Source organism: Ruminococcus flavefaciens (genome assembly GCF_900108555.1).
GTDB classification, from domain to species: Bacteria; Bacillota; Clostridia; order Oscillospirales; family Ruminococcaceae; genus Ruminococcus; species Ruminococcus flavefaciens_P.
This window is the reverse complement of sequence record NZ_FNWV01000020.1, coordinates 11,976-28,787: the sequence shown is the minus strand read 5'-3', so window position 1 is coordinate 28,787 and position 16,812 is coordinate 11,976. Positions and strand designations below refer to the sequence as shown.

At 41.4% G+C, this 16,812-nt stretch carries 11 protein-coding genes and 1 pseudogene; 5 read left to right on the top strand and 7 right to left on the bottom strand.

Going from position 1 to position 16,812, the window contains the following annotated elements; translation table 11 throughout:
• On the top strand, window positions 1-263 hold a 263-nt coding region (locus BLW60_RS15660), incomplete at its 5' end, for a GNAT family N-acetyltransferase (RefSeq protein ID WP_175460959.1).
• 179 nt (window positions 264-442) lie between these two features.
• Window positions 443-1,669, top strand: a complete 1,227-nt coding sequence (locus BLW60_RS15655; protein WP_074719056.1) for a DUF6348 family protein — start codon at window positions 443-445, stop codon at window positions 1,667-1,669.
• A 369-nt stretch (window positions 1,670-2,038) separates the two neighbouring features.
• Here the strand turns inward: BLW60_RS15655 and BLW60_RS15650 are convergent, their stop codons facing one another.
• The gene (locus BLW60_RS15650) at window positions 2,039-3,949 is read right to left on the bottom strand and encodes an NAD(+) synthase (protein WP_074719054.1); all 1,911 of its coding nucleotides are present in this window, start codon (window positions 3,947-3,949) and stop codon (window positions 2,039-2,041) included.
• Between the two features lie 192 nt (window positions 3,950-4,141).
• Here BLW60_RS15650 and BLW60_RS15645 point away from each other — a divergent pair, with 192 nt between their 5' ends.
• Window positions 4,142-4,603 (top strand): GNAT family N-acetyltransferase, encoded by a 462-nt coding sequence (locus BLW60_RS15645; protein ID WP_051456718.1) that lies wholly within the window; start codon window positions 4,142-4,144, stop codon window positions 4,601-4,603.
• 18 nt (window positions 4,604-4,621) lie between these two features.
• Window positions 4,622-5,764: pseudogene (locus tag BLW60_RS17365) on the top strand (PEP/pyruvate-binding domain-containing protein); the annotation flags it as partial.
• A 23-nt stretch (window positions 5,765-5,787) separates the two neighbouring features.
• Here BLW60_RS17365 and BLW60_RS15635 read toward each other — a convergent pair.
• The 6 genes from BLW60_RS15635 to BLW60_RS15605 form a co-directional block, all read right to left on the bottom strand.
• Window positions 5,788-6,180 carry a gamma-glutamyl-gamma-aminobutyrate hydrolase family protein gene (locus BLW60_RS15635; protein ID WP_242872901.1) on the bottom strand — a complete coding sequence of 131 codons (393 nt, stop codon included), beginning with the start codon at window positions 6,178-6,180 and terminating at the stop codon, window positions 5,788-5,790.
• A 383-nt stretch (window positions 6,181-6,563) separates the two neighbouring features.
• Window positions 6,564-7,250 carry an SOS response-associated peptidase family protein gene (locus BLW60_RS15625; RefSeq protein ID WP_074719053.1) on the bottom strand — a complete coding sequence of 229 codons (687 nt, stop codon included), beginning with the start codon at window positions 7,248-7,250 and terminating at the stop codon, window positions 6,564-6,566.
• 144 nt (window positions 7,251-7,394) lie between these two features.
• Window positions 7,395-10,766: a DEAD/DEAH box helicase family protein gene (locus BLW60_RS15620; protein ID WP_074719051.1), complete on the bottom strand. Its 3,372-nt coding sequence runs from the start codon at window positions 10,764-10,766 to the stop codon at window positions 7,395-7,397.
• 38 nt (window positions 10,767-10,804) lie between these two features.
• Window positions 10,805-11,509 (bottom strand): hypothetical protein, encoded by a 705-nt coding sequence (locus BLW60_RS15615; protein WP_074719049.1) that lies wholly within the window; start codon window positions 11,507-11,509, stop codon window positions 10,805-10,807.
• The gene (locus BLW60_RS15610; RefSeq protein ID WP_074719047.1) at window positions 11,509-12,645 is read right to left on the bottom strand and encodes a restriction endonuclease subunit S; all 1,137 of its coding nucleotides are present in this window, start codon (window positions 12,643-12,645) and stop codon (window positions 11,509-11,511) included. Before BLW60_RS15610 ends, BLW60_RS15615 begins: the two co-directional genes overlap by 1 nt.
• Entirely contained in the window at window positions 12,638-14,173 is a 1,536-nt protein-coding gene (locus tag BLW60_RS15605; RefSeq protein WP_074719045.1) for a type I restriction-modification system subunit M, read from the bottom strand. The genes BLW60_RS15610 and BLW60_RS15605 overlap by 8 nt, the downstream gene beginning before the upstream one ends.
• A 425-nt stretch (window positions 14,174-14,598) precedes the next feature.
• Here BLW60_RS15605 and BLW60_RS15600 point away from each other — a divergent pair, with 425 nt between their 5' ends.
• The gene (locus BLW60_RS15600; RefSeq protein WP_074719043.1) at window positions 14,599-16,773 is read left to right on the top strand and encodes a DUF6273 domain-containing protein; all 2,175 of its coding nucleotides are present in this window, start codon (window positions 14,599-14,601) and stop codon (window positions 16,771-16,773) included.
• The last annotated feature ends 39 nt before the right edge of the window (window positions 16,774-16,812 follow it).

Sequence of the window (16,812 nt, the reverse complement as noted above, 5' to 3'; positions counted from 1 at the left end):
TCATATTCTCGGACGAAACAAAAAATACTGTGTACATTGGCAGAATTTTTATTGACAGCATCTATCATAGAAAAGGTTATGGAACTCATTTAATGGAGTGCATAGAAAAGTACTACCCATTTGCCGAGGAATTTAATCTGGACACTCCAAGCTGGAATGTACGGACAAACGCTTTTTACGAAAAATTAGGGTATCAAATCATAAAAGAAGAGGACGGATTTGTTTTTTACAGGAAGACGAGAAAGGGAACTTCTAAATTCTGATTTAGCTTAGTACCATGACAGAACCAAAACTTACGAAAAAATGATACAGAAAGTCCCCACGAGGGGACTTCTTCGTTCATATACGTATTCTTGACTTTTGGCGACAGTGCGGTGTATAATATGGATAATACATGACGAAGCGTACTACGTTGAATGATTATAACGAATAGGAGAAAGATATGGGCTTTAATTTTTTCAAAAAGAAAAACAAAGAGATCAATAAACCTGCTGAGCCTGTTATCTCCGAAAAGCCTGAAATATTGACTAAAGAAGAAATACTCAGTAGAATACTTGACGGAGATTTTTCAAACTTGATAGAGCTTAGAGCCGAGACCAGAGGTGAGATCATCTATATTCCTGAACTGGAAATGAGTATCAAGCCATTAGTGCTTGACGTTAAAGAGAGAATTGTTTGCCTTGGTTTTGATATGTATATTGATGCCATGAAAATGCATTTCGCCGAAAACAGTACTGGCTTGGGACAGGACTGTGAAACCGCTTACGCATTAGCTTTGGGTACTTTTGCCTTTTCGTTTATGCGTGGATTAAAAGCAGTAGCTGATAATTATGTAAAATGCAGGATAACGTCAGAATTTGCAGGACATTCTCACTCATGGAGCGTTTACAGCAGTGATGCTGTTCGTACAGGTTATAAAGGTGGAGCCCGACAAGCCTCTTATTATTGGGATCTTATTAACGAGGACATTATCAAGCGTCTCGGTAATCAGAAAGCTGTATGCGTAAAAATTTTCAATTCCGCCATTGGATCAAAAGTTATCGGTGAATGCAGGATCAATGATATCCTTGTACCTGAGCTTGGAGATAAAATTGCTGAAATAACGAAGAAATGGGAAGCGGACGGATATGTAACAGAAAAGCAGTATTTCTTTATCGTTCAGGATGACGATACCATTACCAATTATCCTTATGAAGGGGAAGAAGGTAAGGAGAAGCTACGTTCAAATGTCGCTGAATTTCTTAAAAACTTCAATAAGGTAAGTTCGCGTGAAGATTTTGATAATATCATAGAAGCTACCTCAGCTGTTACTGGGGATAAACTGCTTGCAGAAGAATGCCTTTATTTTATACCGCAGATATGTGGAGAAAAGTTCTTTGACGGAGCTTTTATATACAGTGATGAGTTAAAATTTGTGTATCCTGATAATACTGCTATTACTTCATATAAATGTCAGATATCGGACTATATTCCTGTCGCTGATGCTGTTTATGATTTGTTAAATTCAAAAATACTCGGAGAAGATACTGACCGCGTTTATAATTGCCTTGCAGCGGTAAGTTCGCTGTTTGATGCCTATGAACAGGCAAAGGAAAAGGTTGAAGTTCCAAAAGATTTGAAGGTGAATTATATACATTTTAATGTGCCTGAAGATTTTGAGGTTAGATAAAATACTTTATAATACAGAAAGTCCCCGCAGCTGCGGGGACTTTCATATTAGAAATCACTTATATTAGAAAAAATATTAGAAAACAACGAAAAAAGCACTTCCGATTTCTCGAAAGTGCCTATTTCATGAGGGGGGGGAGATGGGATTCGAACCCACGGTCTTCGGGACCACAAGCCGACGCTGACGGATTTTCGGCAGTTTCTTGTGTTTTAATAGGATTCTGTTTTGTACCTGTTTTTCGGGGAAAAAGCTGATTTGGCGCTTATTGCCTTTGCAGAAAAATCTTAAAACTGTAGGAAAAGTGTAGGAAAATAATAAGAATCTCACAGCCACTTGCAAGTTCGTTTGTGTATCAATTCGATCACGTTATCAATCAATGTTATCCAATTCTTTCAGCCAAATATTAGCGGAAGCATCACTTGGCATACGCCAGTCGCCGCGTGGAGAGAGAGTTACAGTTCCGACCTTCGGACCGTCGGGCAGGCATGAGCGCTTGAACTGCTGTATGAAGAAGCGTCGATAAAATGTTTTCAGCCATTTCATTATAAATTCCTTAGAATATGTTTCTGCGAATGCGAGACAGGCGATACGGAATATCTTTGAAGGTGAAAATCCGTATCTAAGCATATAGTACATGAAGAAATCGTGAAGCTCATACGGTCCGACGATATCCTCAGTCTTCTGTGATATAGTGCCGTTTTTCTCAGGTGGGAGAAGTTCGGGACTGACAGGAGTATCCAGTATATCAGACAGAACTTTTTTCAGTTCACCGTTCGATATTTCAGCTTCATAGTTTACAAGCCAGCGCACAAGGGTTTTCGGTATGGACGAATTCACCGCATACATGGACATATGGTCACCGTTGTAGGTCGCCCAGCCGAGGGCGAGCTCCGAGAGGTCTCCTGTGCCGACAACGATACACCCGAGCTGATTTGCTTTATCCATAAGCACCTGAGTGCGTTCTCTTGCCTGTGAATTTTCGTATGTCACATCGTGAACATCAGGCGACTGCCCTATGTTAGCGAAATGTTGGGTTACGCTCGCGCAGATGTTTATCTCGGTAAGCGTTGCACTATAAGCTTTTGCCAGCGAGCAGGCGTTATTGTACGTCCTATCGGTAGTTCCGAAGCATGGCATGGTTATGGTATGGATACCGCTCCTGTCAAGTCCAAGCATATCGAATGCGTGAACGGCAACTATCAGGGCAAGTGTGGAATCAAGTCCGCCCGAAAGTCCGAGTACAGCCGTTTTGCAGCCAATATGCCTCAGACGTGTCATAAGTCCGACAGCCTGCATGGTGAGTATTTCTTCACATCTGCTGTCAAGTGCCTTTTTGTCGGACGGAACAAACGGAGTTTTTTGGAAAGCTCTGTCAAGGATCGTCTCAGTAACATCAAGCGAAAAATATGCAGTTTTACAGCTCGGGCAAGCAGAAAAAGAGTTCATTCTTCTGCGCTCGTGGGATAATTTTTTTATGTCGGTATCAGCAATTGTCAGTCCGCTTGAAAACGCCTTGGACTCAGCTAAAACAGAGCCGTTCTCCGCTATTATATTATGTCCTGCAAAGACCATATCCTGCGTTGATTCGCCTATACCCGAATCGGCGTAGGCATAGGTGCAGGCGAGCGAGCCCGAATGTGCTTTTATAAGCGTTCTGCGGTAGTCTGCTTTGCCTATGACTTCATCGCTTGCGGATAGATTGAATATGATGACAGCTCCCGAGGCTGCAAGCCGCTCCGACGGTGGAGAGCTTACCCACATATCCTCGCAGATCTCAACTCCGAAGGTAAGCTCGGGAAGCTCCCTGCAAGTGAAAATAGTATCTTCAAGATGAACGGAATAATCTTCGTCAAGCTGAATATCCGCACACAGACTTTCGTTGGCAGCGGTAAAATGTCTGACTTCATAAAACTCGCTGTAATTCGGTATATTCTTCTTTGCAACAGCACCGATCGCTTTGCCTCTGTTTACGATAACGGCACAATTATACAGCTTTCCGCAGACTGCAAGGGGTACACCGATAAGTGAAACTATATTCAGTTTTTCTGTCTCTCTGATTATCCTGACAAGCCCATGTCTTGCAGAGCTTAACAGCGCGTCCTGCAAGAAAAGGTCACTGCAGGTGTAGCCTGTAACAGATAGCTCTGGAAAACAGGCGATCTTAACGCCTTTGCTGTGAGCTTCGGTGATGAGTTCAATTATACTGTCAGCATTGTACTGACAATCTGCAACTTTAACATCAGGCGTTGCACAGGCTATTTTTATAAATCCGTCCTTCATAGTATCCCTCCAAAAAGAAAAAAGGCACTGCGAAAAAACGCAGCGCCTTTGCTTGTCTGAGATAATTATATATCAGATACAAGAAATTGTCAAGGAAAAACTTGACATAATAAAACGAGTATGATATAATGCAAGTAAAGAGCAACGGTGCTGAGTATTCAGCACCGTTTTTGCGTTTTTGGAGGTGATACGGTGTTACAGATAAAATATAAATGGACTGACGGCAACAACAGGGATTTTCAGAGATTTTATTTATCTACAGAGGAATACTACAGTAGCCTTGTAGGTGGAGTTCAGAACCGCAAAGGCTTTATCCCTTACAATATATCCGAAAGCATAGGCACTGTGCTCATAGCCTGTATTGATGATATCGCTGTTGGCTGTGCGGGACTTAAAAGATACTCAGATACAGATGTGGAAATCAAGCGAGTATGGGTTGAACCTGAATACCGCCGACATCGTATCGCTGAAAACATGATGAATATGTTAGAAGAACTGGCAGAAAAAATGAAGTTTCAGCGTACTGTGCTGCAAACTCGTGAAGCGATGAGAGAAGCCGTATCGCTTTATGAAAAGCTTGGATACTATCGTATCAATAATTATCCGCCTTACGACAGGCTCGAAGGTGCAGTCTGCTATGCTAAAAATCTGTAATAAAAGGGAGGTGCTTTTATGGCTGCTTTTGACAGGATATTATCGGGAATACCCGAAATGGACACAGCACTGGACAATATAAGGCTTGGCGACAATGTTGTATGGCGAGTTTCGGAGCTTTCCGAATTCAGGCTATTCATGGAGCCTTATCTCAGGCAGGCTATTGCAGACGGCAGGAATATCATATATTTCAGATTTGCAAGTCACGAACCACTTGTGGAGAACTGTCCAGAGGTAAAAACTATCGAAGTTCCGCTTTCGCACAGATTCGAGACCTTTACCGTTGATATACATAACGAGATTGAGAAATCAGGCAGGGACGCCTTTTACATATTCGACTGCCTTTCGGAATTGCAGGCGATGTGGGCAACTGACCTTATGATGGGCAACTTTTTCCGCGTGACCTGTCCGTTTCTGTTCATACTTGATACAGTTGCGTTTTTCCCTATAATCAGAGGAAAGCACTCCGTTCATGCTATAAATAAGATACTGAACACAACACAGCTTTTTCTTGATGTATATTCGGATAAAAAGAACGTATATGTCCGTCCGGAAAAGGTGTGGAACAGAAGTTCCGACACCATGTTTCAGCCACATACTTATGAGCCTGAAACAGGGCGTTTCCGCCCTATTCTTGACGGTGTCAAGTCCAGCCGCTTCTATCAGGTACTCGGAAATGCACAGCGCTCAGCAGACGATCAGTTCATGGACTCATGGGACAGATCGTTCAAGAAAGCAAAAGTCCTCTATGAAAACGGCGTTGATATAACCGAGCAGTGCATTAATATGTGTAATATCATGATGACACGCGATAAAAAAATGCGTCAGATGGTCAAGAAGCACTTCCGTCCCGAGGACTATTTCAGCGTCCGTGACCACATGATAGGCACGGGAATGATAGGCGGCAAAGCCTGCGGTATGCTGCTTGCGAGAGCTATTATCCGCAATACAGAGCCTGATATAAACGAAGTTCTCGAACCGCATGATTCATTCTATGTAGGCTCTGACGTTTACTATACATACATCGTTGACAATAATTTCTGGGATATGCGCATAAAACAGCGAACCGAGGAGGGCTATTTTTCTCTTGCTGATGAGTTCGCAAAGCAGCTTATGAACGGTAAATTCTCCGATGAAATGCGTGAACAGCTTACCCGTATCATCGAATACTACGGACAGGATCCCTATATCGTCCGTTCAAGCAGTATCCTTGAAGACGGCTTCTGGCAATGCGGCACACTATCGGAGAACTGGGAGGGTATATCCTGCCACAGAGTTCCGCCAAGTGCGGCGTTTATGAACTGTATGCCGCGGCATATGCCGAGTATGGGGTTATCAGCTTCCATTGCCCGCTTTAGAAGCAGTTCCTCCATAACGTCGCGCTCGGGACTGCACTCGCCACAGGCGCCTATTTTTCTTGCGGAGTACAGCTTTGGATCAACGTCCTGACCTCCCGTGAACAGAAAGCCGTCACACATAGATGTTATCTGTTCGATATCAGCACTGTCGCTCGTCAGAGGAAGCATAACAGGCAGACCTCCTGCTTCAATTATCCCGCCGAAATACCCGGGAAGCATCCAATAGCTGGTTTTATTGTAGTCGAAAAGAGGTATAACGCCTATAACAGGTCTTTTGCTCATATTATTTCCTCCAATACAAAAAAGGTGCATACGGTAAATACCGCAGCACCTTTGCTTTATATAATGATTATAGTATTTTTTGTCAGGAAAGTCAAGCATTATCTGCTGTAGGGCTGTGGTGATTCAGAAGGAAATGGACTTGCGTTCTAACACTTTCTACCGTCAGCTCAGGGAATATGAGCAAGGAATATAGTAGCAATATATCGTGGTCTATTGAAATACAAAAAACTATTTCACACAAATGCTTTTTCGGTTTTTGACATATTGCAAATATGAACGACACCCTTTTGAAATGAATCGGAGTCGGCATTGCCGACTCCTCATGCTGTAATGGTCTCAGGTGGAAACCGAGGATAATCAACTGCTCTCTCGAATACCATATTGGACAGTGCCTTCTCAACTATAGCACTGGGATCTCCGTCGGGACGTATCCATTCTTGAATGTTGTTCTTGTCAAGTATGACAGGCATTCGGTCATGTATATCCTTTACTATACCTGCAGATTCTCTTGTGAGCACAGAAAACACAGGCACCTGCATATCACAATGCTCCTCATAACGATAAAGTCCTGCGATATAAGTTCTATCAGAGCCTTCGGTCTGTATGGTAAATTTGACCTTCTTAGTATTGCGATGCTCGATCATGCTACGGCTATCATCCTCATAGACAGGATAGCCCCATTCATAATACCAAGAAGCAGGGATGATGCATCTTCGTCTGTACCAGGAGTCTCTCCAAAGAGCCTTTTTATCAGCAGTTTCTACACGGCAATTTGCAAGAGGCTTGGTAGTAGCTTTATATGTAAATCCCCACGCCATTGGAAATATAGCCACATTCCCATACTTGTTCGGTGCAAGAACAGGTGCTATATCAGATGGATATAAGTCACCAGACATGATAAGGCTCTTACCAAGCTTTATCGACATATCTTGAGCTAAATTCATTTTCCTTATCTTTTTGAGAACTTCTGCCATTTCTCTTGGCTCTATTCTTAAAGACATACACATGAAAACTGCCTCCCTACACTGCAAGCAGAATATATGTTCTTGTTTGATTATATCATATGAAGATAACTTTGTCAAGATAAAATAAGAATCGCCCATGATTGGGCGATTCTATTATATATCATTGATTTTTACCTGATTAATTATTCACGCTACAATATTAAGCGCATTATTCTTAATGCTCTCTATAGTTTGCAGCAGAGCGTTCCTTGTCTGAGGATCAAACATCTTGATGAAGCTGTATGGCTTATCAAACGGCGGCTTCATAAGTATCTTCACGTCCTCGATATAGCCATTGTTCTCGATATGGTTAATAATCTTCAGGATAAACTCTATCTGCTTTTGATTGAGTGAGCTGTCATTGATAAAAGTTGAGAATGCAGACATGGCACTATCGTGGTCAAGTTTGGCTATTTTACGCACAAGCAGACCGAAAGGTGTATCTCCGTATTCACGCTTATAGTCTTCACTGTCACCTAGTTCCTGTGTGAGAATACGTTCAAGTTCATCATAATCAGATTTAAATAGAGGCTGGTTATGATTCAGCTTATAGATAACCGTATCATCCTTATGCTCTTCGATGTAACGATTTACCTTCTTACGGTAATCTGCAAAATCATACGCAGGTCCGAGAGCCTGTCCTTCCTGGTTTGATATAACTGGATCATCGAGAATTGTGAATATCTTAGGCTTCAGATTATGTCCGTCGTGAATGAACTGCATAAGGTCTCGAAGTTCCTTACGTATCATTTCCATAGTAAGTATACTTACATTATCCCAGAAGGAATCATTCTGAATATCCTTTATAAGAGTTATCTTCTGCTGGATCTGAGGTATAGCTGACTTACTCTCAAGGAGTTCAGCTGTTAAGATCAGCTGGCTCTTCATGTATTTCAGTGTAGGCATCTGATCCATATGAGCAAGCATAAATCCATACATGAAGTTATCAAAGCGCTTGGCATATTCATCTGTATCATTTGATGTTATAAGAGAAGCTATAAACTTTGTAAGCTCATACTTATCCATCTCTGATAAGTCATTAAAGCTTTCCTTGTTCCTGAACTTCTCTACATACTGCTTCTGCAGGCGAACTGATACCAGGTCATCTGAAAGGCTGCATATACCTATATAGCAGGTATTCACAAGCTCAGTACGGAAGTCCTGAAATTCCTTGGCTGAGAATGCGCTCTCCTGCAGGCTATGTATAAGCCGTACCTGCTTACAAAAGATATTCTCGGTCAGAGATTTGGTCTCGCCTATGTCATAGTCGTTTATATGCTCTCTGAAGTATTCAAAGTTTCCGCAGTAGTCGAATATGAGAAAGCGGCACTTATCTGTATACTCTCCATCTATACCGTCAATGCATGACAGCCCTTTGCAGAGGCGTGTACCTCTGCCTATCATCTGCCAGAACTTAGTCTTTGAACGAACTTTCTTGAAGAATACAAGGTTCACGCACTCGGGAACATCTATACCTGTATCCATCATATCAACAGATACAGCTATAACAGGCATATCTTTTTGCTTGAAGTCGTCTATTATAGTCTGTGCATATGTATCATCACAGGTCACGCGATGAGTAAACTTGCCGTTATACTTAGGATATAGCTTATTGAAGCGCTGCACGATATACTCAGCATGATCTTTATTCTGAGCGAAAATGATAGTCTTGCCCAGTCTGTCACCGCCCTCGACCTTGATTCCTCGCTCCATAAGATCCTGCAATACAGTATCCACTGTCTTTTCATTGAATACGAACTTATTCAGCTGAGCGGACGGGATAAAATCCGGCATATAGCCGTCTTCGGCGAAGTCGTCCTCATAGCGTTCCTTATCCTCGGGAGAAAGATCATCGTAGGTTATGCCATCTTCGAGAAACTTGGTCTTTACTTCGTAATTATAGTAAGGAACAAGCACATGATCCTTATACACTGCCGTTTCGTAAACATAGGCATAGGTAGGAACACCATTCTCGACCTCGAAGAAATCATATGTATTCCTGTCAACATCGGTCTTTGGTGTTGCAGTAAGACCTACCATAATAGCGTCAAAATACTCGAATATGGCACGGTATTTCTTGAAGATGCTTCTATGGCTCTCGTCGGTGATTATGAGGTCGAAGTGCGCAGGTGAAAACAGCGGCACTCCGTCCTTGGTCTTTGTATTGTCTATGGCGTTCATTATCGTAGGATATGTGGAAAAGACAATACGTGCGCTCCTGTCGTCCTTATTGCTGCACAGATTACACAGTGACATATCAGGCAGGTAGTTCTTGAAGTCGTCCTTTGCCTGCTTGACAAGTGCAGTTCTGTCGGCGAGGAACAGTATATTCGTAATATATCCGCCGCGGCTGAGAACATCAGTAAGGCTTGAAGCTGTTCTGGTCTTTCCTGTTCCGGTAGCCATTACAAGCAGAGCCTTACGAAAGCCCTCTTCGATATGGTCGCACACAGCACGGATAGCTTCCTTCTGATAGTAGCGGTCGGTTATCTTGTCATCTATGGGGATAGTTGACAGCTTCTTCCGCATCTCACGGCGGTTCATGAGCTTTTCAAGGTCGGACTTAGTGAAGAATCCGCTGACCTTACGCTGTGGAGAGGACATATCGTCCCAGAAATAGGTCTCGAAGCCGTTGGTGGTGAACATCATGGGACGTCTGCCGAACTTGCGCTCCAGACAGTCCGCATAGAGCACAGCCTGCTTTCTGCCGATATTGGGATCCTTGCTTGAACGCTTGGCTTCGATAACAGCAAGTGGCAGACCGTCCCTGCCGAAGAGAACATAGTCCGCATAGCCTTTCTGACCAAAAACGCCGTTCATGTCGTTGACTTCGTACTCCTCCCACACATCGGAATCAGTACCGCCGAACTTCCAGCCCATGAACTTCAGATCAACGTCGATATATATCTTGCGTGTCTTGAACTCCGAGAGGTCGGCAGGCTTGAAGCTGCGTTGCTTCTGTCTGGCTTCCTTTCCAGCTGTGAGAGTTGCGGACATAGCGGCTATCTTAGCCTGCAAAGTCTTGATCTCGCTGTCCTTCTGCTCGATGAGGGACTCCTGCTCCTTTATCTTCTTAGAGTCCACGGAGACCTTCTCATCGGGGATAATGGCGGCGTCAAAATGCCGCTCCACATAGTCCGCGCCGTAGCAGTAGTCCACCCACTCGATGAACTCGAACAGGCTTTCCAGAGAGAGAAGAGCATCGGACTTATTGACTGCTCTTTCCGTATGAACTGCCAGATTGCCAAGACGGATAATGAAAGGCAGCTTTCCCCATGTCTTATCGTCGAGGGCAAAGCGGAAAGTCGGCTCATGTATCAGGGACTGGAGGTTGTCCTTATAGGGCATATCTATGGTCTTGTCTGCGGAATACACCCATTTCACGGCAAGCTCCAGAGCCTTGCGGCAGCCCACCGCACACATGGCAGGAGAGGAGGCCCAGACCTTTTCGGCTTCTATGGCAGCCTGCGCGAACAGGGCGTATTCAGCTATATTGCTCAGAAACTCAAAATTGGTCATAAACTCACTCCTCATATGAATATACTTCAGTTTATCTATTAATCATCATATTCATCTTCATCATCAGTATATGGATTTAAAAAATCATCTTTAAGTTCTGGAAAAGAACGTATAATATAGTTTTTCACTCTTTTTATTCTATAAACGCATGATTTGTATTCGTCTTCATTATAATATTGGCGGATAGAGTTGCAATAAGAAGAAATAACTTTTAAATTATGACGCATTTTTCCATTAATTCTATCGTCAAAACATATTGGTATTATTTCAACTAATTTATCAGCGGATTCCTTTAGTTTATCTGCCTCATACACAACAGCAGATAGAACTCTGTCGTAACAATTTTCGCTTACTTCATCAGGGTTATAATTTGGATTCAATCCTTCATCAACAAATTCATCATAAGTCATTGGTTCATAGTAAGAATATAGTTCTTCCATAGAATTACGCACTTTCTCGCGAAGACGATAACATCTTTCGATACAATCGCTTGTTATAATACGATATTTTGTATTGAGTATATTTTGGTTTCTTTTTGTATTTCCAATATCAATTAGAAGGGAAACAACAAAGGAAGCAAATGTACCATAGCCAAAATTAAGCCATAAATTACTCCACCAGCTTTTATTCTCGCATATATAATAAGATATAAAAAGGAATGCTACCGCAAAGCAAAGAATAGCTAAATAAATGTAGTATGGTGTTGATATGAACGAAGGGTTCTTTTTAAGATTGATTTTCATTATCCAAAATACTCCTGCATTAATGCTTTTTTCAGTGTTTCAGCCTTTTCGAGCAGCTGTTTTACTGCCAATTTCGATTTGTCGGTCTGCTCTACAAAGACGGCGAATTGCTGCTGGAGGTCGAGGGGCGGCAAATAAACCTTAATCGACTGAAGCTCCTGTGCGTTTATATTTGCCTGATTTACAGCACCCTTTGCCATATCTCTTAATTTTGCCTTTAAAGCATCTGTGTTCATAAAGCATGACAGAACCAAAGGTAGCATAACAGGCTTCAATCTTACCCTAATAATGTATCCTGCTATGACCATATCTTCGTCTTCATTGAAAACACAGGTTTTTCCTACAAGTTCTACGCTGTTTGTCCTGTTAAACAGAACATCACCTTTGCGAACAATGCACTTTTCAATCTCGTTATCTGGAATATCAATCCTTTTAAGATCAGTAAGGTCTAAATGCCCGTCATAGGTAAGATTATTCATTCGCAGATATGCGTATTTACCACCTTCAACGGCTGGGCGGCTTGTGCCATATTTTACCTCAGTTACAATATCACCTATAGTAGCCATTTTCCAGTCTTTGGAATTTAGGACAGGCTCACCAAACATCTCCACAAACCGTGATTTGACGAGCATATCAAGCTTTTCAAGGATAGCGTTGCAGAGGTCTATGGTGTGGGTTACTTTGTCGAGGTTGGCGGCGATTTGGCGCTGGGTTTCGAGTGGTAGTATGGGGATTTCAATTTGTTCTAATTCCTTTTTGGTTATGTGTTGTAAGCCAACTCCACCATGAGCCTTTGATATGATAACATCAAGATTCCCGTTAAGTGCATACCTAAAAAATGCTTTATCAATCGTATCAACGGGGTGTACATTGAAAATATGTTGATTTAGAATACCTTTACCTCTATTCCAGAAAAAAGCACCAAATGATGTACCTGGTGTTCCAGACCATGCAAATAATAAATCGCCATTTTCAACATAATACTTCTTATCAATGTCTTTCTCGTAATAATTGAAAGGCGCTTGGGTATCATTCAAATTCTGTATTCTTATTATTGGTAATCCATTTTCAGACCAATCGCTCGGCTTAAACGCATAACCATTAACAAGAGTACAAATATCTCCTAACTTAGCCATTCAGCAGTCCTCCCAACTCCGACAGCACACCTCCAAGCTCCTTGTAAAGTCCGTCAAGGTCTGCCATTATCTCGCCCGTGGGAGGATACTCCACAGCCACATATTCCGTCTTCTTGTACTTGTTAATGGACAGGTCGTAGTCGTTGTCAACTATCTCATGCTTAGGCACGAAAAAGCTCTGCTCGGTGCGCTCCCTGTCCTTTTCACTGTCAAGGTTATGGAAACGGGAAATAATATCGGGAATATCGTTCTCGGCTATCTCCGAACGCTTGTCATCGAGGGAGAAGCCGTCCGCCTTCATATCGTAGAACCACACATTATCCGTGCCGCCTGCATCGGTCTTCACGAACACAAGCACAGCCGTGGAAACTCCTGCATAGGGCTTGAAAACGCCACTGGGCATGGAGATAACGGCTTTGAGCTGATGATTCTCGATAAGCTCCTGACGGATAGACTTGTGAGCCTTTGACGAGCCGAAAAGTACGCCGTCGGGAACGATACACGCACAGCGTCCGCCCTTTTGCATAAGACGCAGGAACAGGGCAAGGAAGAGAAGCTCTGTCTTTTTCGTGTTGGTAACTGCCTTGAGGTTGTCGTTGATGCTCTCAGCGTCAACAGTGCCCTTGAACGGCGGATTTGCCAGACATACGGTATATATGCCGCTGACATTGTTCTGCTTGGAAACGCTGTCCTTGTAGTCGATATCGGGATTGGTGATAGAGTGCAGCATGAGATTCATTGCAGATATACGGAGCATGGTGTGGTCGGTATCATAGCCTGTGAAGGTCTTGTTTGAGAAGTCCGCCCACTGCTGGTCGGTCATGGTGTCCTCATAGTGCTTGCGGATATACTCAGCCGCAGAAACGAGGAATCCCGCAGTACCGCAGGCAGGATCGCATATAATATCATCGGGAGTAGGAGCAACAAGTTCCACCATCATCTCACGGATATGCTTTGGAGTACGGAACTGACCGTTCTGACCTGCTGTGCTGAGCTTGCCAAGCATATACTCGTAGAGGTCGCCCTGCATATCGAGGTTGGCGATGTCGTGCTCGTAAAGGTCGTCCAGACCTGTGATTATCTTCTGGAGGACCTGCGGATTGGGTATAACGAACACAGCACTATCCATATAGCGTGAGAAAGCAGTCTGAACCTGCTCCTCGTCAGCGCGGTCAGGTATCTCGATAAGCTCGCCCCTGTCATCGAAGTCGGGGAGTTTGCCGTATTTCATCTTCTTTACCGCCGGAAATACTCTCTGTGAAATGAGGTCAAATATCTCGCGGGAGTCCCTGTCCTTGAACTTGCTCCAGCGCATAGCCTGACCTATTTCCGACTGCGGGAATATAAGGTCGGCAGTTTCACCTGTCATATTGGCAAATTCTTCGTTTTCAAGCTCCTTCTCGTCAAGTGAGCGTATGAACATAAGGTATGTGAGCTGCTCGATAACGGTCAGCGGATTTGTGATACCGCCAGCCCATATATCGGTCCATATCTTGTCGATTTTATTCTTAATGACGCCTGTTATCATTGTATTCCTCCGAAATCTCACAAGCAGTGAGGTTATATTGATTTGATTATATCATATTTCAAGCAGGAATACAATTGTTATTTTATGAATTTTGCTTTGTTGAAGTATAAGAAATGATTTATTTTTGGGGCTTTACGCCCCGATTTTCATTTATATATAAATGCTTTTTTTAGTTAGAGGAGATAGGTTATCCGATAAGTATAAAAAGCTTGGAATATGACGAATTATAGCTTTTTAACTATTGCATATTATACAAGCTTAATTACTTATGATTGTATAATTTGACAAAATCTCATAATTAGTGTATTATTAACAAATTATCCTTTAATTTATTGAATATAAATGTTATAATTAGTTTATAGAATGTATTCAAAATTATTCTATTCGCAAATATAATTAATATATATATAAATTGGAGGGATAATATGGCAGTATTTAAATGTAAAATGTGCGGTGGTTCTTTAGAGATTACTGAAGGTTTAACAGTATGCGAATGTGAATACTGTGGTACTCAGCAGACACTTCCTAAAGCGCATGATGACGCAGCAGCGAGTCTTTTTAACCGTGCTAATAATCTGCGTTACAAGTCAGAGTTTGATAAAGCGCAGGCATTATACGAAAAACTTGTAACCAATTATCCTGATGATTCAGAGAGCTATTGGGGATTGGTATTGTGTAAATATGGTATTGAATATGTTGAAGATCCTGCGACTTTAAAGAAGATACCTACCTGCCACAGAACTCAGCTTGAACCTGTACAGACTGATACAGATTACCTTGCAGCGATCGAACACGCTGATACTTTGCAACGTTCTGTATATGAACGAGAAGCTGTTGAAATCGATCGTTTGCAAAAGGATATCCTTGAAATTGTCCATAATGAGAAGCCTTTTGATGTGTTTATTTGTTATAAGGAAACCGATGCAGACGGAAAACGAACTCAGGATTCAGTTATAGCTAATGATATTTATTATCAGCTTACACAAGAAGGATTTAAGGTGTTTTATGCTGCAATAACCCTTGAAGACAAAATAGGACAAGCCTATGAGCCTTACATATATGCTGCTTTGCATTCAGCAAATGTCATGCTTGTACTTGGTACAAAACCAGAGTATTTTGACGCAGTATGGGTGCGAAATGAATGGAGTCGTTATCTTAAGATTGTCCGTCAGGATAGAAGTAAACTTCTTATCCCCTGTTATCGAGATATGGACGCTTATGAACTGCCAGAGGAGTTTGCGCACTTACAAGCTCAGGATATGTCAAAAATCGGCTTTATAAATGACGTTATTCGTGGTATCAAGAAGGTTATTGCTCCTGAAAATATTTCTACTAAAATAATAGGAATTTCAAAGCCAGTAAATAGTGAAATAGAACCGCTTTTGCAACGTATAGAGCTATTTTTGGAAGACGGTGAATTTGAACGTGCAGATGAATTCTGTGAAAAGGTTTTAAATATCGAACCCACGAATGCTGAAGCATATATATTTAAACTTCTTATAGAATATAAATGTCGAACTAAGGATCAATTGAAGAAATACAAAACATCAATTACTAAAAGCAAGAATTATGCCAAAATTCTTAGATTCGGAGATGATAAACAAAAAGAATATTTGAATGAAGTTAATCATTCAATCAGGGAAAGTTTAAAAGAATATTTGAATGAAGTTAATCATTCAATTAGGGAAAGCTTAGAAGTTCTGACAGATAATAAAGATATTATTGATAATGCTATTGATACCGAGAGCATTAATTTAGAGAGGTTATCTGATGATGATTTTGTTGATATAACTTGCCCTATATGCGGTGAAGAATTATCATTTACTAGTTGGCAATTACAAGAAAAGAATTTGCAATGTCCGATGTGCTATGGAAAAATAGTATATAAAGGGAATTTTGATTTTTCAATGAATTTACCTGTCGAAGAAAAACAATATGAGCAAAACGATAAACATATAAATTCAGATCAATTAACTGACGAAGAAAAATATCAAAAGGCAATTTTGTTATTTAATAATGGTCATTATAAAGCATCAGCCGATATTTTTAGGTTAATATCAAAGTATAAGGATTCTAATTACTATTTGAATGAAGAAGGCTTGGATTTTTATATAAAAGGAGTTGGCGATACAGTTACATTTGGAGATAATCAATGGATAATTATTGAAGCCAGTTCAGTCGGATATACACTTCTTTCTCAAGAAACCATATGTAATAAGCCGTTTGATAAGAAGGGTAGATCTTCGATATGGCCCAATAGTACATTAAGATCATGGTTGAACGAGAATTTTTATAATAAATTTGAATACTATGAGAGAAATATGATTATATTGAATAAGTGCAAAAATACGGATAATATTGAATACGAAACTAAAGACGAAAATGCAACGGAAGATTATGTATATTTGTTAAGTATTGATGAAGCACAGGCTTTAGATGAAGATACTCTTTCATGTGATTATTCCTGGTGGTTACGCTCTCCAGGAACTGATGAAAAAAGTGCGGTTTGTGTTGATTCAAATGGGGAAATAGATTATTGGGGTTATACTTCTAATGTTTCACTTGGAGTGCGCCCTGTATTAAAGATTAAATTTGACTAAAACTATATAATCTAAAAACTCTCTTTGGAATAAGAGAAA